This is a genomic window from Opitutaceae bacterium TAV5 (assembly GCA_000242935.3).
Lineage (GTDB): Bacteria > Verrucomicrobiota > Verrucomicrobiia > Opitutales > Opitutaceae > Geminisphaera.
Genome location: CP007053.1, coordinates 2,098,171 through 2,122,775, shown reverse-complemented (window position 1 = coordinate 2,122,775; position 24,605 = coordinate 2,098,171). Strand labels below are relative to the sequence as shown.

At 64.1% G+C, this 24,605-nt stretch carries 20 protein-coding genes and 1 tRNA gene; 9 read left to right on the top strand and 12 right to left on the bottom strand.

The genetic code is table 11. The annotated features are described in order from the left end of the window. Positions 1-102: 102 nt before the first annotated feature. Complete coding sequence (locus OPIT5_09420; protein ID AHF90387.1) at positions 103-1,440, bottom strand: beta-hydroxyacyl-ACP dehydratase; 1,338 nt, start codon at positions 1,438-1,440, stop codon at positions 103-105. 173 nt (positions 1,441-1,613) lie between these two features. Here OPIT5_09420 and OPIT5_09415 point away from each other — a divergent pair, with 173 nt between their 5' ends. The 4 genes from OPIT5_09415 (at position 1,614) to OPIT5_09400 (ending at position 5,408) form a co-directional block, all read left to right on the top strand. Next, complete coding sequence (locus tag OPIT5_09415) at positions 1,614-2,183, top strand: uracil phosphoribosyltransferase (GenBank protein AHF90386.1); 570 nt, start codon at positions 1,614-1,616, stop codon at positions 2,181-2,183. Positions 2,184-2,242: 59 nt separating this feature from the next. After that, entirely contained in the window at positions 2,243-3,187 is a 945-nt protein-coding gene (pyrB, locus tag OPIT5_09410; protein AHF90385.1) for an aspartate carbamoyltransferase, read from the top strand. 116 nt (positions 3,188-3,303) lie between these two features. Continuing rightward, entirely contained in the window at positions 3,304-4,605 is a 1,302-nt protein-coding gene (locus OPIT5_09405; protein AHF90384.1) for a dihydroorotase, read from the top strand. A 230-nt stretch (positions 4,606-4,835) separates the two neighbouring features. Continuing rightward, positions 4,836-5,408 carry a phosphoribosylglycinamide formyltransferase gene (locus OPIT5_09400; protein AHF90383.1) on the top strand — a complete coding sequence of 191 codons (573 nt, stop codon included), beginning with the start codon at positions 4,836-4,838 and terminating at the stop codon, positions 5,406-5,408. Between the two features lie 300 nt (positions 5,409-5,708). Here OPIT5_09400 and OPIT5_09395 read toward each other — a convergent pair whose 3' ends face one another. Together OPIT5_09395 and OPIT5_09390 are read right to left on the bottom strand one after the other, a co-directional pair. Beyond that, positions 5,709-7,016 carry a GTP-binding protein HflX gene (locus OPIT5_09395; GenBank protein AHF90382.1) on the bottom strand — a complete coding sequence of 436 codons (1,308 nt, stop codon included), beginning with the start codon at positions 7,014-7,016 and terminating at the stop codon, positions 5,709-5,711. A 12-nt stretch (positions 7,017-7,028) separates the two neighbouring features. Further along, positions 7,029-7,118: transfer RNA gene (locus OPIT5_09390), tRNA-Ser, on the bottom strand. A 144-nt stretch (positions 7,119-7,262) separates the two neighbouring features. On the opposite strand from OPIT5_09390, the gene OPIT5_09385 reads away from it, so the two are divergent. Continuing rightward, the gene (locus OPIT5_09385) at positions 7,263-7,655 is read left to right on the top strand and encodes a glyoxalase (GenBank protein ID AHF90381.1); all 393 of its coding nucleotides are present in this window, start codon (positions 7,263-7,265) and stop codon (positions 7,653-7,655) included. On the opposite strand, the gene OPIT5_09380 is transcribed toward OPIT5_09385, so the two are convergent. From OPIT5_09380 to OPIT5_09355, 6 genes are all read right to left on the bottom strand, one after another. Then, the gene (locus tag OPIT5_09380) at positions 7,622-10,387 is read right to left on the bottom strand and encodes a beta-glucosidase (protein ID AHF90380.1); all 2,766 of its coding nucleotides are present in this window, start codon (positions 10,385-10,387) and stop codon (positions 7,622-7,624) included. The two genes, OPIT5_09385 and OPIT5_09380, sit on opposite strands and share 34 nt — an antisense overlap. A gap of 21 nt (positions 10,388-10,408) precedes the next feature. Continuing rightward, positions 10,409-12,133, bottom strand: a complete 1,725-nt coding sequence (locus OPIT5_09375) for a hypothetical protein (protein ID AHF90379.1) — start codon at positions 12,131-12,133, stop codon at positions 10,409-10,411. A 10-nt stretch (positions 12,134-12,143) separates the two neighbouring features. Then, positions 12,144-12,302 carry a hypothetical protein gene (locus tag OPIT5_09370; GenBank protein AHF94253.1) on the bottom strand — a complete coding sequence of 53 codons (159 nt, stop codon included), beginning with the start codon at positions 12,300-12,302 and terminating at the stop codon, positions 12,144-12,146. Beyond that, a complete protein-coding gene (locus OPIT5_09365) occupies positions 12,299-12,910 on the bottom strand; it encodes a hypothetical protein (protein AHF90378.1) in 612 nt (203 codons plus the stop codon). Before OPIT5_09365 ends, OPIT5_09370 begins: the two co-directional genes overlap by 4 nt. A gap of 122 nt (positions 12,911-13,032) precedes the next feature. Next, entirely contained in the window at positions 13,033-13,971 is a 939-nt protein-coding gene (locus OPIT5_09360; protein ID AHF90377.1) for an anchor protein, read from the bottom strand. Positions 13,972-14,047: 76 nt separating this feature from the next. Continuing rightward, positions 14,048-14,803: an N-terminal cleavage protein gene (locus OPIT5_09355; GenBank protein ID AHF90376.1), complete on the bottom strand. Its 756-nt coding sequence runs from the start codon at positions 14,801-14,803 to the stop codon at positions 14,048-14,050. A gap of 331 nt (positions 14,804-15,134) precedes the next feature. Between OPIT5_09355 and OPIT5_09350 the strand changes: the two genes are divergently transcribed. Then, positions 15,135-16,031 (top strand): AraC family transcriptional regulator, encoded by an 897-nt coding sequence (locus OPIT5_09350; protein AHF90375.1) that lies wholly within the window; start codon positions 15,135-15,137, stop codon positions 16,029-16,031. 341 nt (positions 16,032-16,372) lie between these two features. On the opposite strand, the gene OPIT5_09340 is transcribed toward OPIT5_09350, so the two are convergent. From OPIT5_09340 to OPIT5_09330, 3 genes are all read right to left on the bottom strand, one after another. Beyond that, a complete protein-coding gene (locus tag OPIT5_09340) occupies positions 16,373-17,167 on the bottom strand; it encodes a 2-dehydro-3-deoxyphosphooctonate aldolase (protein ID AHF90374.1) in 795 nt (264 codons plus the stop codon). Between the two features lie 249 nt (positions 17,168-17,416). Continuing rightward, positions 17,417-19,081, bottom strand: coding sequence for a CTP synthetase (pyrG, locus tag OPIT5_09335; GenBank protein ID AHF90373.1), 1,665 nt, complete (start codon positions 19,079-19,081; stop codon positions 17,417-17,419). Between the two features lie 215 nt (positions 19,082-19,296). Beyond that, positions 19,297-20,445 carry a LacI family transcriptional regulator gene (locus OPIT5_09330; GenBank protein AHF90372.1) on the bottom strand — a complete coding sequence of 383 codons (1,149 nt, stop codon included), beginning with the start codon at positions 20,443-20,445 and terminating at the stop codon, positions 19,297-19,299. A 116-nt stretch (positions 20,446-20,561) separates the two neighbouring features. Between OPIT5_09330 and OPIT5_09325 the strand changes: the two genes are divergently transcribed. From OPIT5_09325 to OPIT5_09315, 3 genes are all read left to right on the top strand, one after another. Beyond that, positions 20,562-22,955, top strand: a complete 2,394-nt coding sequence (locus OPIT5_09325; GenBank protein AHF90371.1) for a hypothetical protein — start codon at positions 20,562-20,564, stop codon at positions 22,953-22,955. Positions 22,956-23,011: 56 nt separating this feature from the next. After that, positions 23,012-23,758: an anchor protein gene (locus OPIT5_09320; protein AHF90370.1), complete on the top strand. Its 747-nt coding sequence runs from the start codon at positions 23,012-23,014 to the stop codon at positions 23,756-23,758. An 88-nt stretch (positions 23,759-23,846) separates the two neighbouring features. Further along, positions 23,847-24,485, top strand: a complete 639-nt coding sequence (locus OPIT5_09315; protein ID AHF90369.1) for a hypothetical protein — start codon at positions 23,847-23,849, stop codon at positions 24,483-24,485. The last annotated feature ends 120 nt before the right edge of the window (positions 24,486-24,605 follow it).

Below are 24,605 nucleotides of genomic sequence, written 5' to 3'. Positions count from 1 at the left end.
TTCAGGCGGAGGGAGAGGGAGGACGTTCGATGCGAAAACTCCAAACCCTGAACTCCAAACTCCAAACTCTGAACGTTGAACCGGCAAGCGCGCCCTGCGCGCTTACCCGACATCCCCCTCGTCCACGAGGGCGAACATGAGTTCGGCGGAGGACACCACCTGGCCGTCGACGGTGCAGGTGCAGTCGGCGGCGGCGAGTTTGTTGTTACGGAACTTGGTGAGTTTGGCGTTGATGATGAGCTGGTCGCCGGGGCGCACGGGGCGGCGGAATTTCACCTTGTCGGCGCTCATGAAGAGCGTGGCCTTGCCCTCGGCGCTGCCGGTACGGCGGAGCATGAGGATGCCGGAGGCCTGCGCCATGGCTTCGAGTTGCAGCACGCCGGGCATGACGGGGTTGCCGGGGAAGTGGCCCTGGAAATAGGGTTCGTTGATCGTCACGTTCTTGATGGCCACGAGTTCCTCCTCGCCGACGAATTCGGCGACGCGGTCGACCATCACGAACGGGTAGCGGTGCGGCAGCATGTCGAGGATGCGCCGGATATCGAGGGAGACTTCGGTAGGGAGCGGGGAGCCGACGACGACGCGCGGTTTCTTTTTCGGGCCTTTTTTCTTTTCCTCGAGCCTGGCGAAGAGGGCCTTGGTGAGCTCGGCGTTGATGGCGTGGCCGGGGCGGGTGGCGATGATGTGCGCCTTGATGGGCGAGCCGAGGAGGGTGATGTCGCCGATGATGTCGAGGATCTTGTGGCGGACGAACTCGTCCTTGAAGCGGAGGCCTTCCTTGGAGAGGATCTTGTCGCCCTTGATGACGACGGCGCAGTCGAGCGAGCCGCCCTTGATCTTGCCCATCTTGAGGAGGGGCTCGATGTCCTCGTAAACGGTAAAAGTGCGGGCGGCGGCGATCTGGGTGGCGTAGGTGTCGGGGGTGATGTCGAGCGAGAGGTGCTGGGCGTGGATGCCGCGGTCGTCGGCCGAGGTGCAGGAAATCTTGAAGTGATCGCAGGGCAGGGCGATGATGGAGCTGCTGTCGCGCTGCACGGAGACGGGTTCGTCGAGGATGAAGCATTCGCGTTCGGCATCCTGTTCGACGGGATCGCCTTCCATGATGGCGTTGACGAAGGGTTTGGCCGAGCCGTCGAGGATGGGCGGCTCGGAGGCGTTCATTTCGATGAGGCAGTTGTCGATGCCGCAGCCGTGGAGGGCGCTGAGAACGTGTTCGATGGTGTGAAGGCTGGCGTGGCCCTGCACGATGGTCGTCTGGCGGACGAGGTCGCCGGTGAGGCTGGCCAGGGGCTTGATTTCGGGGTGCCCGTTCAGGTCAATCCGCCTGAAAACGTACCCGTGGTTAACGGGGGCAGGCTTGAGGGTGAGGGTGACGGTTTCGCCGGTGTGAAGGGCTTTTCCGTCGATGGTGACGGCGCGCGCAAGGGTGCGTTGTTTCATGGAAGGTCGAGGTCTGGAAAGTCAGGAAAAGTCGCGAAAAAGGAAGTACTCTGCAAAAACCGGACGGATGAGCGCAAGATTGTTGTCCGGCAGGCCGGGGGGGGCGGGGGAGGAGGACTTCGTCCTGTTTTCCCGCTTTACCCGACAGCCCGGCAGGGGCAAAACCGCACCTCGTGCCTGCATCAAAACCGAGCAATCCGGGCAAACCGGACAGCAAGACCCTCTCCGCGGACGACATCCACCAAGCCATCGAACGGCTCGCCGCCGATATCCGCGCCCGGCGTCGTTCCGGAAGCCGGAAACTCGTCCTCCTCGGCATCGCCAACGGCGGCATCGAACTCGCCCGCCGCCTCGGCTCCCGCATCAGGTCCGCCAAAGTCGGCACCATCGACATCTCCTTCCACCGCGACGACATCGGCCGCCACCCCATCCCCAAGGAGTACACCCCGACCCTCATCCCGATCGATATCGACGACGCCAATGTCGTCCTCGTTGACGACGTCCTTTTCTCCGGCCGCACCATCAACGCCGCGCTCAACGAGCTTTTCGACCACGGCCGCCCCGCCCGCGTCGAACTCGCCATCCTCGTCGACCGCGGCGGCCGCCGCCTCCCCATCGCCGCCGACTTCACCGGCATCACCCTCGACGTGGAAGACAGCGACAAGATCGTCGTCAAACTCGGCGCGGACGACGATACCGCCACCGATTCCATCACGATCAGGCACGCGACGCCCAAGGCCTGACGGCTCTCCCGTCGCCTCTTTCATTCCTCACTCCGCACTCCGAATCCCGCCTTTTCTCCATGTCCTGGAATCGCCGCCACCTGCTCACGATCGAGGAACTCTCCCTCGATGAAATCAACCAGATCCACGCCACCGCCGCCGCCTTCAAAAAAATCCTCGGCCGCAGCGTGAAAAAAGTCCCCGCCCTGCGCGGCAAGACGATCGTCAACCTCTTCTTCGAGCCCAGCACGCGCACCCGCATCTCCTTCGAAATGGCGGCCAAGCGCCTCTCGGCCGACGTCGTCGCGTTCGACTCCTCGACTTCCTCGACGACGAAGGGTGAATCCCTGCGCGACACCGCCGAAAACATCCGCGCCCTCGGCGCCGACATGATCGTGATCCGCCACTCCGCCTCCGGCTCCCCGCTCTACCTCTCGCGTATCCTCGACATCCCTGTCATCAACGCCGGCGACGGCGCGCACTCCCATCCCACGCAAGGGCTGCTCGATACCTTCACCATGCGCGAGCGCCTCGGGCAGGACCTGCGCGGCCGCAAGATCGTCATCCTCGGCGACATCCTCTTCAGCCGCGTGGCCCGCTCCAATATTCACGCCCTGTCCAAAATGGGAGCCAATGTCACCATCGTCGGCCCCTCCACGCTCGTCCCGCGCTGGTTCGAGGCCATCGGCGGAGTCACCGTCTCGCACGACCTGCGCAGCGCGCTCGCCGGCGCCGAGGTTGTCATGTTATTGCGGATACAACACGAACGCCAGACCGCCGCCATGTTCCCCTCGCTCGGCGAATACACGAGCATGTTCGGCCTCAACAAGACGCGCGCCTCCTGGCTCGACCCCAAGGCCATCATCATGCACCCCGGCCCGATCAACCGCGGCGTCGAGATCGACAGCGAACTCGCCGACGGCAGCCGCAGCGTGATCCTCGAACAGGTCACCAACGGCATCGCCGTCCGCATGGCCGTCCTCTACCTCTGCGCCGGCGGCCAGCCCGAAAACGTGCTCCATTGAGGAAATCAAGAATTAAGAATTAAAAAATTTCTGAAAATCTCCCGCACCAACCTCATGTCCCTCCCCATTCACTTCACGCCTGGCCAGCAATCTCCAATTATTAATTCTTAATTAAAATTCCCATGCTCTGGATACAAAACGCCCGCGTCATCGATCCCGCCAGCAAGCGCGACGCCGTCGGCGATCTTTACATCGTCAATGGCAAGTTCGCGACTTCGCTTTCCGCTGCGGAGAAGAAGAAAGCCAAAAAGATCGACGCCTCCGGCCTCGTTGCCGCTCCCGGCCTCGTGGACGTCCACGTCCACTTCCGCGAGCCCGGCCAGACGCACAAGGAGACCATCGAGACCGGCTCCCGCGCGGCCGCCGCCGGCGGCTTTACCACCGTCGTGTGCATGCCCAACACCTCGCCCGTGGCCGACACGGCCGGCACCATCCAGCTCATCAACGACTCCATCCGCCGCACCGCCTGCGTGAAGGTTTACCCCACCGGCTGCATCACCGTGGGCATGAAGGGCCAGGCCCTCGCGCCCATCGGTTCGCTCAAGCGCGCCGGTGTCGTCGCGATCACCGACGACGGCGATTGCGTGCAGTCCAACGAACTCATGCGCCGCGCCTGCGAATACGCCCGCATGTTCGACCTCCCGCTCATGGATCACTGCCAGGACCACTCCATGACCGCCGGCGCCGTCATGAACGAAGGCGTCATGTCCACGCGCCTCGGCCTGCGCGGCTGGCCCAACGCCGCCGAGGACATCATCGTGTCGCGCAACGTCATCCTCGCAACTTACACCGGCGCGCGCATCCACATGCAGCACATCTCCTCGCACAACGCCGTGGAGATCATCCGCCGCGCCAAGTCGCGGGGCGTGCCCGTCACTGCCGAGGCCACGCCGCACCACTTCGCCCTCACCGACAGCGCCCTCGAGACCTACGACACGCGTTTCAAGATGAACCCGCCGCTGCGCACCGAAGACGACCGCCTCGCGGTCATCGAGGGCCTGCGTGACGGCACGCTCGACATCATCGCCACCGACCACGCTCCGCACACCGATGACGAGAAAGACAAGGAATTCGACTACGCGCCCAACGGCATTCTCGGCCTCGAGACCGCGCTCGCCATCTCGCTCGAAATCCTCGTCCGGCAAAACCGGTTCAAGCTTGCCACCGTGGTGGATCTGATGACCCGCAAACCCGCCGGCATCGTCAACTTTCCCGCCGGCACGGGCACCTTGGCCGAAGGCGCCGCCGCCGACCTTTGCCTCTTCGATCCCGACGAGGAATGGCTCTACGACAGCAACAAGGGTTTCAGCAAATCCGGCAACAGCCCCTGGCATGGCCAGAAACTCCGCGGCCGCGTCAAGGCCACGTATGTGGATGGCAAACCCGTTTACGACGGCAAAAAAATCCTCCACCAGTAAAATGAAGGAAGGACCTGATACCATTTCCCGATCAAGAGCATCCCCGCGTGAGCTTCCTGATCCTGTTATTACGGGAGCTTTTAAAAATTGAACAGAAGGCAAAAAACAAATTTTCAGATCCCCTCTCAAGGGGGCTGATTTTTGCGTCTTTTGTGCCTTTTTGTGGCAATCACATCCGGCGGCAGCCTTCTTTGGAAGGCTCCGGTAGTTGATCCGGTTTCTTTTTCCATATGCGAATCGTCATTCTCGGCTCCGGTCGCGGCTCCAATGCCGAGGCAATCCTCACCGCGCAACGCGCCGGCAAGCTCGGCCGCGCCGAAGTCGTGCATCTGTTTTCCGACAAACCCGACGCCGGCATCCTCGGGCTCGGGCCGCGCTTTGGCGTGCCCGCGGCGTTTCTCGATCCTGCGCCCTTCAGGACCAAGCTCGATGGCGAAGGCGAGGCCCGCTACATCGCCGCCATCCGCGAGCAGCGTGCGGACCTCGTCGTGCTGGCCGGTTTCATGCGCGTGATCAAGCCGGGCTTCCTCGACGCGTTTGCGGGCAAAATCATCAACCTGCACCCGAGCCTCCTGCCGGCCTTTGCCGGGCTCGACGCCATCGGCCAGGCCTTCCGGCGCGGCGTGAAAATCACCGGCTGCACCGTCCATTACGTGACCGCCGAAGTCGATGGCGGCCCGATCATCGACCAGGCCGCCGTGCGTATCGGGAGCGACGATACACCGGAAACCCTGGCGGCGAAAATCCACGCCGCCGAGCACGCGCTGCTGCCGGCGGTGATCGCCCGGCTTTCGGAGCGCTGAAATCGTAGCCACAGGCTTTTTCTGCCGATCCGCCTGTGGTGACGGCGCTTCGCGCCGGTAACTGTTTAGCGGTTACGGCGTTTGACGGAGCGGCGGCATTCTTGCCGCTGCGACGAGGCGCGTCCGTGCCTCGCCCTGTGCCTCGCCGTCTGAACCGGCGACGCGTTGCGTCGTCTGCAGCGGCAAGAATGCCGCCGCTCCGTCGCCAAACGGATACTCGCGCCGCCTGCCCGGAAAATGGTTTGGGCGCCCCGTGCGCAAACCGGCATGCACGGAGGCATGCCGCTACGGACATGCTTTTCAGCGGTTCTGCCGCTTTGCTCCGCTCACCTCGAACTCCGCAAAAAGCCCCTTCTGCGCCGGCGGGAAACGCCCCTCGATGTACACACCGTCGTCGCGCTGTTCCTCGACCTGGACGTGCCCGATGGCATGGAGCCGCGAGATCACATCGTGGCGGCTGTGCGGAATAAAAAGTTTCGAGCTGCCGAACGCCCCGGCGATGAGATCGAGGCAGTGGTCGACCAGCGCCGGGACGCCGTCTCCGGTCCGCGCGCTGAGAAAGATGCCGTCCCGGTCGAGCTGGCGGGCCCGCGCCAGGTGCGGTTCGTCGGCGGCATCCACCTTGTTGAACACCGTCAGGATGCGCTTCTCGTCCGCGCCCAGCTCCCCGAGCACGGCGAGCGTGGTGGCGTGGTGGGCGGCGACGTTGGGCGCGGTCACGTCGAGAACGTGGATCAGGAAGTCGGCGACAAGGGCTTCCTCCAGCGTGGCCTTGAAGGCCTCGACGAGCCCGTGCGGCAGGCGGCGAATGAAGCCGACCGTGTCGGTGACGAGCAGCTTCTGGTTGCCGCGCAGCACGAGCTGGCGCGTGGTCGGGTCGAGCGTGGCGAAGAGCTTGTCCTCGGCGAGAACGCTGGAGCCGGTGAGCGTGTTGATCAGGGAGGATTTGCCGGCGTTGGTGTAGCCGACGATGGCGGCGGTGGGCACGGGCACGCGCTGGCGCTTGTGACGTTGCACGCCGCGCTGCTTGCGGACTTCGCCGAGCTCCTTTTTCAGCCGCGTGATGCGGTCGCGCACGAGGCGGCGGTCCTGTTCGAGCTGGGTTTCGCCTTCGCCGCCCATCTTGCCCTTGCCGCGCTGGCGCGAGAGATGCGTCCACGCGCGCGTCAGCCGCGGCAGCGAATACTCCATGCGGGCGAGGGCCACCTGGAGGACGGCCTCGCGGGTCTGCGCGCGGTCGGCGAAAATATCCAGAATGACTTCCTCGCGGTCGATGACGGCGATTTCGGAGAGTTTTTCCCAGTTGCGCTGTTGCGCGGGCGAGAGGTGGTCGTCGATCACGATGAGATCGCAGTCGAGCTCCTTGGCCCGGGCGATGAGCTCCTCGGTCTTTCCGCTGCCAAGAAGCGTGCCCGGGTTGGGGGCGCGCAGGTTGACGAGCGCGCGTTCGACGACGCCGATATGGAGATTTTCCACGAGTTCGTGCAGCTCGTTGAGCAGTTCATCACCTTCGCCTGGCTGCATTTGCGGGGTTTGCACGCCCACGAGAAAGGCGCGTTCGCAACGCTGGTTCCTGGATGCAGGTGTTTCTTCGAGAAAATCGGCCATACGGAAAATGAATGGCGGAGAGGGAGGGATTCGAACCCCCGGCTGGCTTTCACCAGCACCTGATTTCGAGTCAGGCGCGATCGACCACTCTGCCACCTCTCCGGAAAGCAAGGGCGCGAACGTAGCCGCCCGGTCCCAAAACAAAAGCAGAAAGTTTCAGGAGGTGCTTTTTGCCAGGGAGGCGGAAGGTTGGCCGGAATTTTGAGGTTTTCAGATTTCCGGAGCCGTTGTTGGCTCGGGCGCATCATGGCAACCGTGACCCGACTCCTTCACACCCGCATGCGGGTAAACGATATCGAACGCACCGTGAAATTTTACGAAGATACGCTCGGGCTGAAGGTGGCCCGCCGCTCGCAGTCCCCGCGCGGGGCGCAACTGGTGTTTCTGGCCACTCCGGGCAGCGAGGAGGAAATCGAGCTTTGCCAGATGCCCGCCAGCGCCGGCGCGCCACCCGTGCAGGTGCAGCCCGATCTCATGCACCTCGCGTTCGAGGTCGAAAACCTGGAGGCTTTTGCCGCAGAATTGAAGGCAAAGGGCTATGAACTCAGCGACGGTCCCACGCGCTCGGGCAGCGGCATGATCGCTTTCATCGACGCGCCCGAGGGCTACGAGGTGGAGCTGATCGAGCGGCGGAAATAAGGTGGCGCGGGCTCTTTCTGCCAAACGCCCGCTTCGGGCCCGATTGCAGGCACCTCGCCGGCGCCATCCTGCCAGCTTGCCGGAAAGGTGGCCGTGAGGCCTTCGGCGCTGTTCGGGCCGACTTGCACCCGATAGTCACCGGGCTCGACGAGCCAGCGGCGGAGGCCGGGATCGTAGCGGGCGAGGTCGTCGGACGTGAGCATGAACGAAACGCGGCGGGACTCACCGGAGGCGAGCCGGATTTTTCTGAACGCGCGGAGTTCGAGCGCCGGACGCGGCACGTCCGGATCGGGAGCCGCCGGGCCGACGTAAAGTTGCACGACTTCGGCGGCGGCGCGCGGACCGGTGTTGGTGAGGGTGAGGGCAACCGTTGTTTCGCCGTCAGCAGCCTGAAGGGAAAGGCCGGAGTAGTCAAAAGTGGAATACGTGAGGCCGTGACCGAACGGAAACAGGGGCGCGGCCAGCCCGGGATGAGACACATCATGGCGGTAGCCGACAAAAAGGCCTTCGCCGAAAAAGGCCCGTTCGGGCGTGCCGGGGTAAAACGCCATCCCGGGCACGTCTTCGAGCCGGCGGGGAAGCGTGACGGGGAGGCGGCCCGAAGGCGATACGTCTCCGCAAAGGATGCGGGCGAGGGCGGCGCCGCCTTCCTCGCCGGGGTAAAAGGCGTGCAGCACCGCCGGCACCCGGTCGAGCCAGGGCATGGCCATGGCGGTCGCGCCGTTGAGGACCACGACGGTGCGCGGGTTGACGGCGGCGATGGCGGCGATGAGCGCGTCCTGCCCCTCGGGCAGGGCGAGCGAGGGGCGGTCGGAGCCGCCGCCTTCGAAACGGTTGCAGAGGCCGGCGCAGAGAATGACGGCATCGGCATCGCGGGCGAGCGCCACGGCTTCGTCGCGCAGGGCGGTGTCGTTGTCGGGCGGCCATTCGAGGCGGAGGGCGGAGCCGGAGGCGAGTTGGCGGAAGTCGAGGCGCAGCCGCGTTCGGCGCGGCTGCGCCTCGACTTCCGCCGCCGGTTTAGCGTTCAGGGTTTCCCGTTCGGGGTTATTGGCGGGTGTGGCGGACGAGGTGAGCGTGGCATTGCCAGAACTGTGAACTCCAGACCCTGAACTCCAAACTCTCAGCGAAGCGGAGTGCGCGCCGTAGCGGTCCTCGAAGGTGCCGCAGGCATCGGGGGTCCAGTGGTCGTGGACGAGCCGGTCGTCGATCCAGACGCGGGCGCCGCCGGCTTCGTAATGGAGAATCAATGACGATGGCGGCGGCGGTGTGCCGCCGGATACCGGATAATCGAGGACGCCTTCGATGCGAACGCCGAACTCGCCGCGGCGCACGCCGGGCGCGGGCGCGGCCCAGCCCCAGGAGCAGGCGATGGTGTCGGCCGTGGTGCGGTGCGCGGGCGGACCTTCGAGATCGATGTTGTTGAAAAAGGAAACGGCGAACCGGCCGGCGACGGGCTTGCCGGAGCCGTGGGCGGGGCAGCCTTCGGCGTAGCCGATTTCGATGCCGGTGCCGGCCAGCCGGGCACGCAGGCCTTCGAGCGGGGAAACGGCATGCGAGGGGGTGACGGAGGCGCTGCCGCTGCCGCCGAGCCGGGCGGTGGCAGCATTGGGACCGATGACGGCGAGGCGGCGGAGGGGAACCTCGAGCGGGAGCGCGGCGTTTTCGTTTTTGAGCAGGACGATGCTGCTTTCGGCGATCTCGCGGGCGAGGGCGCGATGGGCGGGGGTGTCGAGTTCGCCGGGCTGGCCGGGACGGACCGCGTGGCGCAGGCTGGCGGCGAGGATACGGGTGGCGCGGGCATCGAGCTCCTCGTGCGTGAGGTCGCCGCAGGCGATGGCGGCAGCGAGGGTGGCGGAGGTGACGTGGCGCGGCGGACCGGGCATTTCGAGATCGAGGCCGGCGGCGATGACGGCGGTGTCGTGAACGCCTCCCCAGTCGGAGAGCGTGACACCCTCGTAATGGAGTTCGTGGCGGAGAAAATCCTGCAACAGGCCGCGATGGGCGGCGGTGTCGTGGCCGTTGACCTTGTTGTAGGCGGTCATGACCAGCGCCGGGCGCGCCTCGCGGATGACGGCGGCGAAGTGGCGCAGGTAGAGTTCGCGGAGAGTGCGCGGGTCGATTTCGGCGCTGTGGGTGCGGGAGTGCCGGGTCTGGGCGTAGCCGGCGAGGTGCTTGGCGCAGGCGCCTGTACCCGTGCTCTGGATACCGTGGATGAAGGCGGTGGCGAGGCGGGCGGTATGGTGCGGGTCTTCGGACCAGGCTTCGAAATTGCGTCCGCCGACAGGAAGGCGGATGAGGTTGATCATCGGGCCGAGGAGGATGCCGACGCCGAGAGCGCGACATTCGCGCCCGAGGAGCGCGCCGGCCCGTTCGACGAGTCCGGGGTCCCAGGTCGCACCCATGCCGATGGCGGTGGGGAGACAGGTCGTCCCGGCGAGGCCTTCTTCGACGAAGGTGACGCCGTGTCCGCAATCGGCCACGCGGAGCGGCGGAATGCCGAGACGGGGAACGCCGCCGAAGTGCCAGGTGTCGTGGCCGGAGAGGAGCGCGGCTTTTTCGGCGAAGGTGAGCCGGGCGACGATGCGGGCGGCTTCACCGTCACACGGGCTGGAGTCCCCTGCCACTCCGGAATCGCGGTCAGGATGCTCATGCCGTGTTGCCGGCGGGACGGTCGCGTCACGGGAGGAGGAAGGCGCGGCGGGTTCGGGGAATGAAGTCGGAGAGGGAGGCATGAAGAGGCGCGGCCGCTTTTGCTATTTCAGGAAGGCCTCGAGGCGTGCCGGGTCGATTTCGAGGGCGACGGCGCGGAGGAGGCTGCTGTCGTTGAGAATGACCCATTTGCCATCGGGGCTGATGTGCGGATGCGCGTGCCAGGGATGTTTTGTCGCGCGACCGGCATAGAGGATTTCTTTTTTACCGGTTTTGAAGTTGATGAGCACGGTTTCCATGGTGACGCGGTCGTCCTGGTTCACGACATCGGCCACGGCCCAGCGTCCGTCGCGGCTGATATTGCAGTGCTGGTACCCCTTGCCTTCGGCGATGACGCGGCGGGTGCCGTCGTAGCCGACTTCATAGAGGCCGCGCGGCTCGCCGGGGCTGGGAGAAATCACATCGGCGATGACGCCGAGTTTGTGATACATGGCGCGTTCGTGGGTGATGTAGATGGGCCGGCCTTGCGCATCGACGGGATCGAACACGCGTTTCCCTTGCGGAGCGAGCGTGGCATGCCAGGCCCAGATGCGGTCCATGGGACGGATCGGATCGTTGCCGACCTCGTTGCAGAGGGAAATCCAGCCGGGATCGAAGGGGTGATAGTGGGCATGGTTGATGGTCCAGCTGGCGGTCATGCAGGTGGTCACCGAGCCGGTGGCCACGTCGATCTCCTGGAGCTTGAATTCCTTCGCCCCCCAGTTCCAGAGAGCGAAGACGGCCTTGCTGCCGTCTTCGAGAATGTCGGCCCCGTGCGAGATTTGCGTGCCGGCGGGAGCGGTCATGAGGACGCGGTCGGGCTGACGGCCGGTGAGGTCGAGGAGGACGAGGGAGTTGTTGCCGCGTTTGGTGGAAGCGAGGGCGCGGCCGTCACGCGTGATGCTGTAGAACATGTTGGTGTTTTCCGACGCGCCGACGGCGCGGTGATTGCCGGTGGCCGGGTCGAACTCGACCAGCGAGAGGACGTTTGAACCTTCGGATTCGCGGCCGACGACGATGGTGTTGGCATCCCACGCAGGATCGGAGCGCCAGAAGCCGTTGGAATGCGGGTAGGTGAAATATGTGCCGGCGGGCGTGTTGGTGGCGCGTCTGACGAAGGGGCTGCGAATGCGCGTGCCGTTGGCGACGGGCGGGGCGCCGCCACCGAGGGGCTCGAGAGTGACGGTGGCATAGCGGAGCGCACCGGCGGGCGTGCCGCCTCCCGGCTGGCGGTGGCTGGCCAGGTTCAGCGTGAAGTGCGTGGCCGTGGACGGGATGGCGGAGGCGGGGATATCGAGAAAAAACTCGCGCCAGATGCCGCGTTCGCCGGCAGGCGTGACCGGGGGAGTGATCGTTGCGAAAGCGGTCCGGTCGAGGTAAGCGGAGCTCCGGCTCCAGGCGACGAAGGCCCACGGGTAGTTGCCCGCGTAGTCGGCGGTGGCGCTGATGGCGACGGAGACGCGAAAGCCTTTCCGGAGCACGGCGTCAAGGGTGACGCGCGGGGAGACCCATCCCCAGGCCGCAGTGTCGGCGGCGGGAACCTGGATGAAGGCGAGGCCGTTTTCGACGGAGCGGGTGAAGGCGCTGCGCTGCGCGTCGTCCACGGGAGGAAGCTGGCGATCCCATGCTTGCGGGTGCCAGGCATCGGGACCGGTGGCGTCGGCGGAAACGGGCCGGACGAATTCGCCGTCGGGGATTTGCGGCGTGGTCGTGAGGCGCGACTGGGCGGAGAGCTGTCCGGCCAGGGAGAGGAGCGCGGCGGCGAGGAGAAGAAGGATCTTTTTTGTCATGGGATACCGGTTACGTGGCGGCTCGGTTGGAGAGGGCGCGCAGCCAGGCGTCCTGGCGGGAGCAGGCGGCGCAGGCGCGGGCGAGGAAGGTTTCGTTGCGGGTCAGTTTGGCGGTTTCGAGCGCGGGTGCGGGAGGAGGCGCGGAGGTGACTGGTCCTGACGTGATCATTTTGCTCCGCCGAGGGGCTCGATGCGGATATCCGTGTAGCCGATCCAGCCGGCGGGAGCGGCTGCGGAGTCGCCGGCCGGGGAGGCGGCCTTTGTCGCGAGGTTGATCGAGAGGCGGGTGGCGTTGCCGGGGATCGTATCGGGCTTGATGTCGCGGGAGAGGGTTTGCCATTCGTCGGGACGGGTGGCGCGCGGAGAGATATCGATGCGCCGGATGGCGGTCTTGTCGGTGCTGTCGGCGCCGGAGCAGAAGAGGAAAACCCAGGGGGTGTTGTCGGCATAATCGGCAGAGGCGCGGAGCTTGAAGGTGAGGCGGAAGCCATCGCGGAGAGCGTCGGCGGGGATGCGCGGGGACACCCAGCCGGCGGCGCCTTTTTCTACCGCGGCGATTTTGGCGAACGTGAGGCCGTCGGCTTTTTGCGGGGCGAGATTTTCTTCGGGTTTGGGCGCGCCCCAGCCGCCGGGCGACCACCAGGCGATGTGGCCGTTGCCTTTTTGCACGCTGGCAAAGCTGGCGTTGGGCACGGCAGGCAGGTCTTGCGCGGCGAGCGGAGCAGCCGTGGCAAGCGTGGCGGCGGCGAGAGCGGGGAGGATGGAAAGGCAGCGCATGCGAGGGGAAAGAGTTGAAGATTGAAGAACCGGAGGTGAATGGCGAACGGGAGGGCGAAAAACGCGGCCACGTCTGCAAGGACGTGGCCGCAGGCAGGCGGAATGCGAGAGGGGAAGCCGGTTTACATGCGGATCGAACGGCGACGCCGGACGACGAGGACGGCGCCGAGGATCGATGCTCCGGCAATGAGGGCGACGGTCGAAGGTTCGGGGATGGCTCCGGCGCGGAGGGACTCGAGTTGTGCCGGAGTCAGGACGCCGGAGGTGGCGCCGTCGTTGCCGTAAAGGCGGATGTCATCGATGAGGCCATCGAAGGAACGGGAGTTGGAGTTGAGTGAATTGCCGAGCGCGATTTCGGCGGAAGAGAGCGTTACCGAGCCTTTGGCAAGACTCATGGTGCCGCCGACCTGGCTGACGGCGTCGTTTTCGCTGCCGACGTAGAATTTCACGTTATCGGTGGTGAGCGAGCCGTCGTAGGTGATGGCGAAAAAGACCCAGGAGGCGGCGGCTCCGTATTCAGTGGAACCGGTTGTGCCGCTCCGGACAAAATCGGAAGACGCGCTGCCATTCACATAGAGATTAAGGCGTCCATCAACAGAGGCACTGACAGTGATGCCGCTGCCGGTTGTTTCGAAAATTTTGGCGCCGTCTCCGATGGAAGCGGAACCGTCTGTTTTGAACCAGCCCGCGATGGTGAAGGACTGGAGTGTCGCACTGACGCCGGTGGCCTGGGCGCGGTTGCCGGTGTTGGTGTTGCCGCCGCTGCCCATGCCGGTGGAAGCGGTGTTGTCGAAGGCGCGACCTGCATTGCGAAGGCCGGCATTGGCAGCGGAGTAGAGGTCGGCGGCCGTGCCGACACGGGAACCGCTGGTGATGCCGACGGCGTCATACAGGGTGAGGTCGGCGGCGCTGCCGAGGCTGCCGGTATTTTTCGCCGTGGTGGAGCCGGCAGTGTAGTCGTCGAACGAGTACTCGAGGAGGAGCGTCTGTGCAGACGCGGCTGTTTGCAGGGCCGCCGCGCAGAGCGACAGGCAAAGCAGGTGCTTGATGCTATTTTTCATAGGATCCGGAGTTGCGGGTTATGGTGTGGTTTTCGGGAGAGTCCGAAACAGGTCTGGAAAAAAGGAAGGGGCCGGGTCAGGAGGAGGAGTTGTCGAAGGGCATCTCGGCGATCCGGGCTTTCAGTTCATCCCGGGTTTTCATGGTCACATGACCATCGGCCCAGAGAACGTTGCCTTTGCCAGAGTGCGGTTCGCCGATGCGTTTCTGGTTGGAGTGATTGGCGGAGGCTCCTTCCCAGCCGGGCCCGTCCCACGCGACGCTGCCAAAATTGGAGTCGGTAATCATGGGCACATGGCTCGCATTCTGGAGCTGGACGACACGCACAAATTTCCCGTCGTTGGAGCGGGTATTGTCGATGAGAACGGCATAGTTGATGGTGTAGGGATAGCCGTTGGGATTCTTGATGCTCTTGCCATCAACATTTGCAGCGGCGAGTGGCGTCGCGTTCTCGGGACATACGGCCATTCGCGAGAGCGTTTCGCCTCCGCCGATATAGGACGCCAACGGAGATTCGCCGGTCGTGATCTGGCCGTCCCACAGTTTCTGATACCAGATTGCATTGGGCCGGCTGCCTGGCGGGTATTTGGCGCTGCCGCCAACACCGGCGATCAGGTAGTCCCGGTTGTCCGTTGCGTGCAGCATGATGGCCGCGTGAATCTGGCGGAGGTTGGACGTGCAGGTGGCCTTGCGGGCGGTTTTGCGGACTTTGCTGACGGTAGGGATGATGATCGCCGCGAGAATGCCGATGATGGCGATGACCGTGAGCAATTCGATCAGGGTGAAGCCGCGAGCGAGACGGCAGGGACGGCGGGTGCGGATGTGGGTGTGCATGGGGGACAGAGTGGATGGATTCGGGGGGGGCGGGGAAACGGGAGAAACCGGAAGCGGGAGCAGGTCGTTCCTGCTGGCAGCATGATGCAGAATGTCGTTTTCAGGAAGGATTCAGGATGGAAGATATGTCTGTTTGATAGTGGATTTGTGTCGGGTCAGGGTTTGACGGAAAAAGGAGCATCGGGAGTGACTCGCCTTGTGGTAAATCTGTAATTGAAAGAATGGCCCGATATGGGCTTGATGGAAGAGTGAAGGCTAGCATGTATGGACTAAACATAGTCTATTTGTGACAAAACTGATCTCCCATTTGCAACGGACCTGGGGGCCGGAAATGCTCACGACTCATCCGCGTCGCGGGGCGGGGGTGATGTCGTCGGGACTGGAAACGGTGCGGCCGGGGCGGCGGTACTATTTTGACGGGATGCGACCGCTGGCGCTGACACGGCCGCCGATCGGGGTGTTTCTGTATTCGCTGAAAGGATGGGGCGTGCTGGAGACGCCGGTCGCAGGAGGAAGCGGAAGGGGCGGAGGCGTGGCGGAAAAGGTGCCGGAGGAGCATGCGTTGCTCGTCCGGGTGCCGTCGGAACATTGTTACCAGAGCGCGCCGGAATGCGCGGAATGGACGTTTGTGTGGTTTGTGTTCGATCACGCGTATCTGATCGAGCGGTTGTTTTCGCGGGGGGCGGAGGATTTTCTGAATCGCGTGTTTGCGCTGCCCGAGGAGTCGGCGCCGGTGAAGGCGGCGCTGGCGCTGGTGGAGCATATCTGGCGCGGCGGGGGCGATGACACGTTCACGGTCGAAGAGGGACTTTTCCGGTGGATGCTGGAAATGGAGAGGTGGGTGTTTCTGCAAAAACATCCGCTGGAGCCGCGACAGAAACTGCTGGAGCAGGTGAGGGCGTTCGCGTTGCGGCATCTCGCGGAGTCGCTGCCGGTGGAGCGGCTGGCCGCGGAGTTTTCAATGAGCCGCACGCACTTCACGCACTGGTTTTCCCGGGTGACGGGACAGATGCCGGCGGCGTTTGTGCGCGAGGTGCGGCTGGGCGAAGCGGCGGTGCTGCTGCGCGATGCCAATCTCTCGGTGAAGGAGATCGCGGCGCGCACGGGGTTCGCCGACGCCAACCATCTGTGCAAGTGCTTCCGGGCGCGGTTTCACTTTTCGCCGGGAGCGTATCGGAATCTGCGTGACGCGGCGGCGGGCGGGACGGAGGTGGCGGGGAAGGCGTAAAACGGGAAGGCCGGACGGAGCCGGGTCGGGCGAGGGAGAGGCGGGCGGGACGCCCGCTTCCGTTGCCTTTCCGCTCCGTGGCACGGGCATCCTGCCCGTGAGCGTTGCCTCTCCGCAGCCTCTGATACCAAAGCCCCAAAGCCTTCGGATTTTTACACCAAGGCCGCAAAGAGCGCAAAAGATTGCCAGTTACCTTCTTCGCGTCCTTTGCGGCCTTTGTGTAAAATCAAAAACATTCGGGACGCTGGTATGAAAACACACCGGCGGCGCTCCGCGCCGTCCACGGCCAGGATGGCCGTGCCACGCCGGAGGCGGGCGGGACGCCCGCGCCACTTGGTCGCTCAGCCGCGCACGCAGCGCCAGAGGGCGTGGCACTTCGTGAGCAGGGCCTGGAGTTCGTCGAGCGGCACCATGTTGGGGCCGTCGGAAAGGGCGTTGGCCGGGTCGGGATGCGTTTCGAGAAACAGGCCGTCGGCTCCGGCGGCGATGGCGGCAAAGGAAAGCGTGGGGACGAACTCGCGCTGACCGGAACTCTTGCCGCCGCCGGCTCCCGGGAGTTGCACGCTGTGGGTGGCGTCGAGAATGGTCGGGTAGCCGTTGCGTGCCATGATCGGGAAACCGCGCATGTCCACGACGAGGTTCTGGTAGCCGAAAGTGGTGCCGCGTTCGGTCTGCCAGATTTCGGTGGCGCGGCCTTCCTTCAGTTTTCCGGTGACGTGGACCATGTCCTGCGGGGCGAGGAACTGGCCTTTTTTCACGTTGACCGTGCGGCCGGTGGCGGCGGCGGCGAGGAGGATATCGGTCTGGCGGCAGAGGAAGGCGGGGATCTGTAATACGTCGCAGACTTCGGCGACGGGGGCGCACTGGCCGGCGTCATGGATGTCGGTGAGGACGGGGAAACCGTAGTCGCGTTTGACCATCGCGAGGAGTTTCAGTCCTTCGGCCATGCCGGTGCCGCGCGGGCCGGCGATGGAGGTGCGGTTGGCCTTGTCGAAGGAGCCCTTGAAGACGATCCGCAGTTCGGGGAGTTGTTGCGCGATTGCGGTGAGCTTTTCCGCGACGGTGCGGCAGATGGTCTCGTTTTCGAGCGAGCAGGGGCCGGCGATGATGAGAAGTTTTTGCGGGTCGTGGAGCATGGCGTGAAGGCGTGGGAAGGCGTGGGTTACACGGAGCGGCAGAGCGGCAACCGAAGAGAGGGAGACCGCTAAAGGTCGCTAACGGCCGCTAAAAACCGGACAATCGGAAAAAATCCGGTTTGGCGTCCGTTAGCGTCCTTTAGCGGTTTATTCAAAATGATCCTGTTCCATCGGGACATCATACGCTTTGGCGCACGACTGTTTTTCGTGTCCTTTCGTGTGTTTCGCGGGCTCCCTTCCGGCCGGAGGTCATTTTTTCCTGGCGGTTCTGGCGGGCGCTTTGGCTTTCGCCGGTTTCGCAGTTTTCGCGGTCTTGCCGGCGGCGCGCTTGACCTTGAGGGCCGCGGTGATGAAGGCGGCGAAGAGAGGGTGCGGCTTGTTGGGCTTGGACTGAAACTCGGGATGAAACTGCACGGCGACGAACCACGGATGATTCCTGATTTCGACGATCTCGACGAGGTTGCGGCGGGGATTGATGCCGCTGACCACGAGGCCGCCGCGCTGGAGCTGGCCGACGTAGGCGTTGTTGACCTCGAAGCGGTGGCGGTGGCGTTCGCGCACGCTGGTCGCCTTGTAGGCGCGGGCCGCATGCGTGCCGGGCGTGAGCGAGCATTCGTAGCTGCCGAGCCGCATGGTGGCGCCCTTGTCGATGATCTTTTTCTGCTCCTCCATCATGTTGATGACGGGATGCTCGGCGGCGGGGTCGAACTCGGCGGAATTGGCGCCCTTCAGCTTGAGGACGTTGCGGGCGTATTCGATGACCGCGATCTGGAGGCCGAGGCAGAGGCCGTAGTAGGGAATGCCGTTTTCGCGGGCGTAGCGGGCGGCGGCGATCTTGCCCTCGGTGCCGCGGTCGCCGAAACCGCCGGGGACGAGAATGCCGTCGAGATCCTTGAGGAGGGCGAGGCCGTTCTTCTTTTCCAGGTCCTCGGCGTCGATGCGGCGGATGTTGACCTTGCAGTTGTTGGCGATGCCGCCGTGCGTGACCGATTCGTAAACGGATTTGTAGGCGTCCTGCAGCTCGATGTATTTGCCGACAACGCCGATGGTGACTTCGTGCGCGGGGCTTTTCACGCGGCGGACGATTTCCTCCCAGATGTTTTTCGGCGGGAGCGGATTTTTGAGGCCGAAGAGGTCGATCACGAGCTGGTCCAGGCCTTCCTTCTGGAGGGCGAGGGGAAGTTCGTAGATGGAGCCGACGTCGCGGCATTCGATGACGGCCTTGACGGGGACGTTGCAGAAAAGGGAAATCTTGTCGCGCAGGCCGTGGTCGAGTTCATGTTCGCAACGGCAGACGAGGATGTCGGGCTGGATGCCGATCTCGCGGAGCTTGGCGACGGATTGCTGGGTGGGCTTGGTCTTGAGCTCCCCGGCGGCCTGGAGGAAGGGGACGAGGGTGACGTGGATAAAGATGCAGTCGGTGGGGCCGGTCTCGAGGGCGAACTGGCGCATGGCTTCGAGGAAGGGCAGGCCCTCGATGTCGCCGGTGGTGCCGCCGATTTCGGTGATGAGCACATCGACGTCCTTGGCGCCCTGGTAGATGCGCTCCTTGATTTCGTTGGTGACGTGAGGGATCACCTGCACGGTCTTGCCGAGATAGACGCCGCGGCGCTCTTTCTGGATGACGCTTTCGTAGATCTGGCCGGAGCTGAGGCTGTTGACGCGGGAGAGCTTGCCGCTGGTGAAGCGTTCGTAGTGGCCCAGGTCGAGGTCGGTCTCGGCGCCGTCCTCGAGGACGTAGACCTCGCCGTGCTGGAAGGGGCTCATCGTGCCCGGATCGACGTTGAGGTAGGGGTCGAACTTCTGGATGCGGACGGTGAGGCCCCGCATTTCGAGAAGCGCGCCGAGGGCCGCTGCTGTGAGGCCCTTTCCCAACGATGAAACCACGCCGCCGGTCACGAAAATGTATTTCATCGGAAAGGGATATGCGGCGGGCGAAAACGGTGACAAGAAAACTCTCGGGAAACGGGCTCCGGAGGGCGCGATTCAGAGCGGGCCGCCTGGCGGAAAAAGGAGAATGAGGCAGTCATGAGGGGCACCGATACCTCCCCCCCCCGGCGCACGGTGGGGCGCGGCGCGGCAGCGCAGGTCCATCCCGGCGCGGCCTCCTCTCCGGCATCGGCGCGCTGTCACGCCGACGCGCGCACCAGCAGCTTGACCGGCAGCGTGTTAATGCGCGGAGGGGTCTCCCCCCGCATCAACGCCGCCAGCGTGTCCACCGCGAGGCTGGCGATTTTTGTCAACGGTTCCTCGATGGTCGTCATCGGCGGAGGCAGGAATTCGGATACGCCATGAATCTCGCCGCCGATCAGCGCCACGTCCTGCGGCACCCGCAGACCCATCACGTTGATGATCACATTCAATCCTTCGAGCGCCTCGTAGTTGGAACCCGGGATCAGAATCGCATCCGCACCGAGCCGGATCACGCGGCTTACCGCGCTGTAAAACGTGATCTCCTGACTGCGCATCAGGAACAACTCCTCGCGGCATTCCGCTCCCGCCGCCACGATGGCCTTGCGGTAGCCCTCCAGCCGCACCTGCTCCTGTGAGCCCGGCGAGCCGACAAACGCCAGCCGACGCCGGCCATTTTTTAAAAAGTGCTCCGCCGCCAGCCGTCCGGTCGCCTCGCAATCACTGCGCACCGACCACCGGTCCTGCCGCCCCGAGAAATCGTCGGTAAAGACAACCGGCGTGTGCTCGCCCAAACGCGCGGCCATCGACTCGAACGCCGGATATTCACCCACCACAATGACTCCGTCCAGATACCGCCGCTGCAAATGTTCCACCGGGTTTTCCGGAACCACCATCGCCATGTCGTGCCTGCAAAGGGCAAGCGCGATGTGCGACCACAACGACTGATAATAACTGCCATCGTGCAGGGAGTGCCAGATGCTGTCCGCCACCACGCCCACCTGCCGGGTGCGCACCTGCACCTGCGGACGGAACCCCAGCGAACGCGCCACCTCCAGCACGCGCACGCGCGTCTCCTCGCCCACACGCCCCCGGTTGTTGAGCACGCAACTGACCGTCCCGGGCGACACGCCGGCCAGCTCGGCGACCTGGTAAACATTGGCCCGCCCCGCTTTCTCGCTCCGTCCGCCGGTTTTGTTGCTCCGGCGAGGCGCGGGCGTCCCGCCCGCTTTCGACGTGGCACGGGCATCCTTGCCCGTGAGCGTTGCCCCTCCGTTCCGGCGAGGTGCGGCATTCTTCCCCGGTACCGAAGAAAAAGAGGCGTTGGATGTGGCAGCATCAGGCATGGCAAGAGAAACAGACATCATATGAAGGCAGATAAAGGTGTTTCCGGACAGCGTTTAAAAAGCGTCCAGGTGACAAACAGATATGAAATTTGAAATAAAATCTTGTATTTTGCCAAACTCTTTTTCAAATCCACCCCATGTTTTTGCCCCGTTTGCTTCTGCCCACTGTCACGATCCTCATGAGTGCCTTTTCGGTCTCCGGGGTTATTTCCGCTCCTTCTCTTGATGGCAGTGTTCGTGTGCCGGGGGAAAAATCCCAGGGGCAGCTCTTCGACTGGGCGCCTGTCGGGCCCGGTGGCGGAGGCCGGTTCCGGGGGCCGGTCTTCTCGCCGCACAATCCCGACCTCATCCTTCTCTCCGGGGACATGGGCGGTGCCTACCGCACCACCAATAGCGGGGTGACCTGGGAGATGATTCCCTACGATCAACTGCGGAGGCTGACTCAAAGCAACGTGCGGGAAAGCGCCCAACAGCGTATCTGGGGTTTTGCTACCGATCCCGATCCGGCCAAGGCACGTGTCGTCTTCACCGGTTGCACGCTCGGTTTCATGCGCAGCGACGACGCGGGGGCGACCTGGCGCGCGATTCCCGGTCCCTGGGAGGCGCACGACACCCGTGAGGGGCATCGGGAGTCCCCCCGCCTCGTTGTTTTTTCCCATGCCCGACCGAAGATCGGCTTCGCGGGTTTTAATCCGGGAACCTCCGCGGCAGCGGTTAAAAAACAGGGAGCCCGTCTCTACCGGACGACGGACGGCGGCGACACCTGGGAGCGATTCTCCGATCTGCCCCCCGGCAGCGGGCACCTCATCGCCATTCATTTCGTCAACACTTCGCCCCGTCGGGTCCTTGTCGCCGCGGCCAACGGCATTTACCTGAGCGACGACGACGGGCGCGCCTGGCGGCCCGTCACCGCCGGGCTGCCGCGATCAGCCGCATCCTCCTCCGCCGAAAGCCGTATCCATCCGGTGGATATGGCTGGCAGCGAGGAGAAAGGCGTTTTTTATGCGACCTTTCCCACGCACTTCGACGAGGCCGGAAAATTCTCCGGCGGCATTTACCGGTCGGATGACGGCGGGGCCACCTGGCGGCCCGGAGGCCGCGACGGACTTTTTGTTGACGCCTCCAAACCCACCGAGTTCCTGCAAGTCGCCACGAGCGAGAGCGACCCGCGATGCGTCTATCTCGTCATGCGCGGACCGCTTCCCTCAAGCACGCATGACACCGGCATTTCCATGCTCTACCGCAGCGACGATGGCGGCGACACATGGAGCCCCACCCTTGTCCAGCACCCGGATCAACCGGGCTACAACATCGAAAACACCTCCTGGAACACCCGGCAATGGGGCTGGCAGCGCCATGTTTCCGGGCTCGCCGTGTATCCGCAGAATCCTGACATCGTCCTCGCCTCCACCTACGCCTGTTTCTACATCAGCAAAAACCGGGGCCGCACCTGGCGCCAGATCCACGCTCCCGACGGCCTGATCACCGGCCAGCCTGGCGGCGGACTCCAGATCATGAGCGTGTGGCACTACTACTTCGATCCGCACGACTACGACCACCGTTACATCGCCTCCACCGATTTCTCCGGCTGGTCCGCCACCCGCGACGGCACCCTCTGGCAACAACACACAGCCGGAAATCCCTGGAACCAGAACAGCTACGCCCTCGCCATCGACCCCGACGTAAAAAACAAGCTCTGGGCCGCCGCCTCCACCACGCACGACATCCCCACCTGGAAATACCAGCGCGACCTGGGTAATTACCGCGGAGGCGTGGTGCTTTCCACCGATGGAGGCCGAACCTGGCAATCCAAAGAGGTCAACAACGGTCTCCCCGGACGCTCCGTCACCGACATCTGGCTCGACCCGCGCTCCGCCGCCGGTGCCCGCCATCTCTGGGTCGCCGTCCCGGGTCACGGCGCGTATTTTTCCGACAACGACGGACGTACCTGGCAACAACGCAACAACGGCATCCTCCCGGAAAACCTCAACGTCCTGCGTATCACCGGCACGCCCGCCGGCGACCGTTTGTATGCGTTGACGACCATTCGCCATTCGCCCAAAGGCATCCTGCCGGGGGCCCTCTACACGAGCGCCGACAACGGACTCACCTGGCAGCAACTCTGGCGTCGTCCCGGTGTCGTGTTTCCCAACACCCTTACCCTCGATCCGCACGATCCTCGCACCTTATACCTCAGCGCCTTGGCCAGGACATCCGATCCCGATGCGACGGACGGTGGCGTCTGGCGCAGCACCGACGGCGGGCAAAGCTGGGAATCGATTTTCCCGAATCCCACCTACGCGGTGTCCATCGATCCTCGCCACCCCGGCCACCTCTACGCCGCATCGTGGGCGCGTTCGGGCGACGGCCTGCACTTCAGCGACGACAACGGCAAGAGCTGGCGACGCCTTGCCGGGTATCCCTTCTGGCGTCCCATGAACGTCGCCTTCGACCCGCGCCGCGCCGACCGCATCTACGTGACCAATTTCGGCGCCGGCATAATCAGCGGCGTCCTCAAGCCAGCTCCCTGACCCTCCCCCCTTCTCCTCCTGTTCCTGTTAACCACCACCATCAACCTCGCATCACCATGAAGCACAACTACACCATCCTGCCTGCCCGAGCTCTCGGCCTTCTGCCTGCGCTCGTTATTGCCGGTTCGCTCCACGCTGCCGCTCCCGTCACCGTCGTCACCGATCCGGTGGAAAACACCACGGATTGGACCCGCGTGGTTACCAATACGTCTGTGAACAACAATGTTTACACGGACAGAGGCGGTCTTGCGCCGACGGCAGGCGAAAACTACTGGATAGGTGGTAACATGACGGGGTCGGGAACTCCCAACCGTGGCATCTACCAATATTTCTCCGGCAAGACACTGGAAGTCGGCACCTACACAGCGACTTTCGACATCGGGCGTCTCGACACGGAATACATCCCCAACTTTGTCAGCAGTCTCGAAATCAACCTGCTCGCCGACACTCAAGGGGCTGCCGGTTCCTATGCTTACAACGAACGACTGGAGGCGAGTGCCGTTACCATCACCTCCGCTTCCACACCGGCGGCCATGACATGGGAGACCTGGACCTATACCTTCACCATCACCGAGGATACTAAAAATCGGGCTGGTGATTCGGTCGTCGGCTCCACCCTCGGGTTCCTGATCATATCGGCGGTCCCCAACGATTCCGGCTACGCCTTCGACAATCTCACCATCACCTACACAGCGCCCGTCCCCGAGCCCGGCATGGTCGCAGCCTTGGCCGGACTCGCTGCCCTTGGCGCAGCCGTCTGCATTCGCCGCCGCCGCGGGGTCCGATCGTGCCCGGACGCGTGAAAAAAGAAAAGAAGGGGGGAGGGGGGGGACTGGTTAACGCCTCCCTCTCCCCCCGCCCCGATACCATCCTGACAAACCCGATACCTTGATGAACTCATTGCCAACCATCCGCTCCCTGCTCCTTTTCGCCACTGCCCTGCTCCCCGGCCTGCTTTGCGGAGCAGCCGATAGCCCGCCGCTCATCCAGGATTCGGTTGATGCTCTGGGGAGCGGGTCCTGGCAACGCGTGGCCGGCAAGTGGTCCGCGATCGGCAATCGCTTCATCGAAACCCAGGGGGAACTTCGCGCCACCGCCGGCGGCAATTTCTGGTCGGGCGCCAACACCGGCGATGCTCCCGCCGCTCGCGGCATCGCCCGGTATTTCCCCGGCAAGGTCATTGCTCCCGGCACCTGGACCGTGAGCTTCGACGTCGGCTGTTTCGACGACCTCACGTTTCCGGAGAACCGGTTCGTGATCTCCCTGCTGTCCGATACCAACAAGGACGCGACTTACGACTGGAGCGAGCGTCTCCCGCCGTCCGAAATCAACATCGTCGCCGATCCCGCTCCCCCTCCCGGCCAGTGGAAACGGTGGACCTGCACCTTTTACATCACCGAAAACACAAAAACCGCCAAAGGTGAATCCGTGATCGGGACACCGCTTGGTTTCATGATTCTCGCCACGGTGCGCGGCGGCAGTGGCTACGCTTTTGATAATCTGACCATCACGCACACCGCTCCGAAATAAACAAGACTTCGGGCGTCTCTGTGTGCTCTCTGTGGTTTTTCAAACTGCCCCCGGATGACAAACAACGCCTCCTCTCCTCCGCAGACCTTCAGTCTTCAGCCTTCAGCTTTTCCCTCCCGC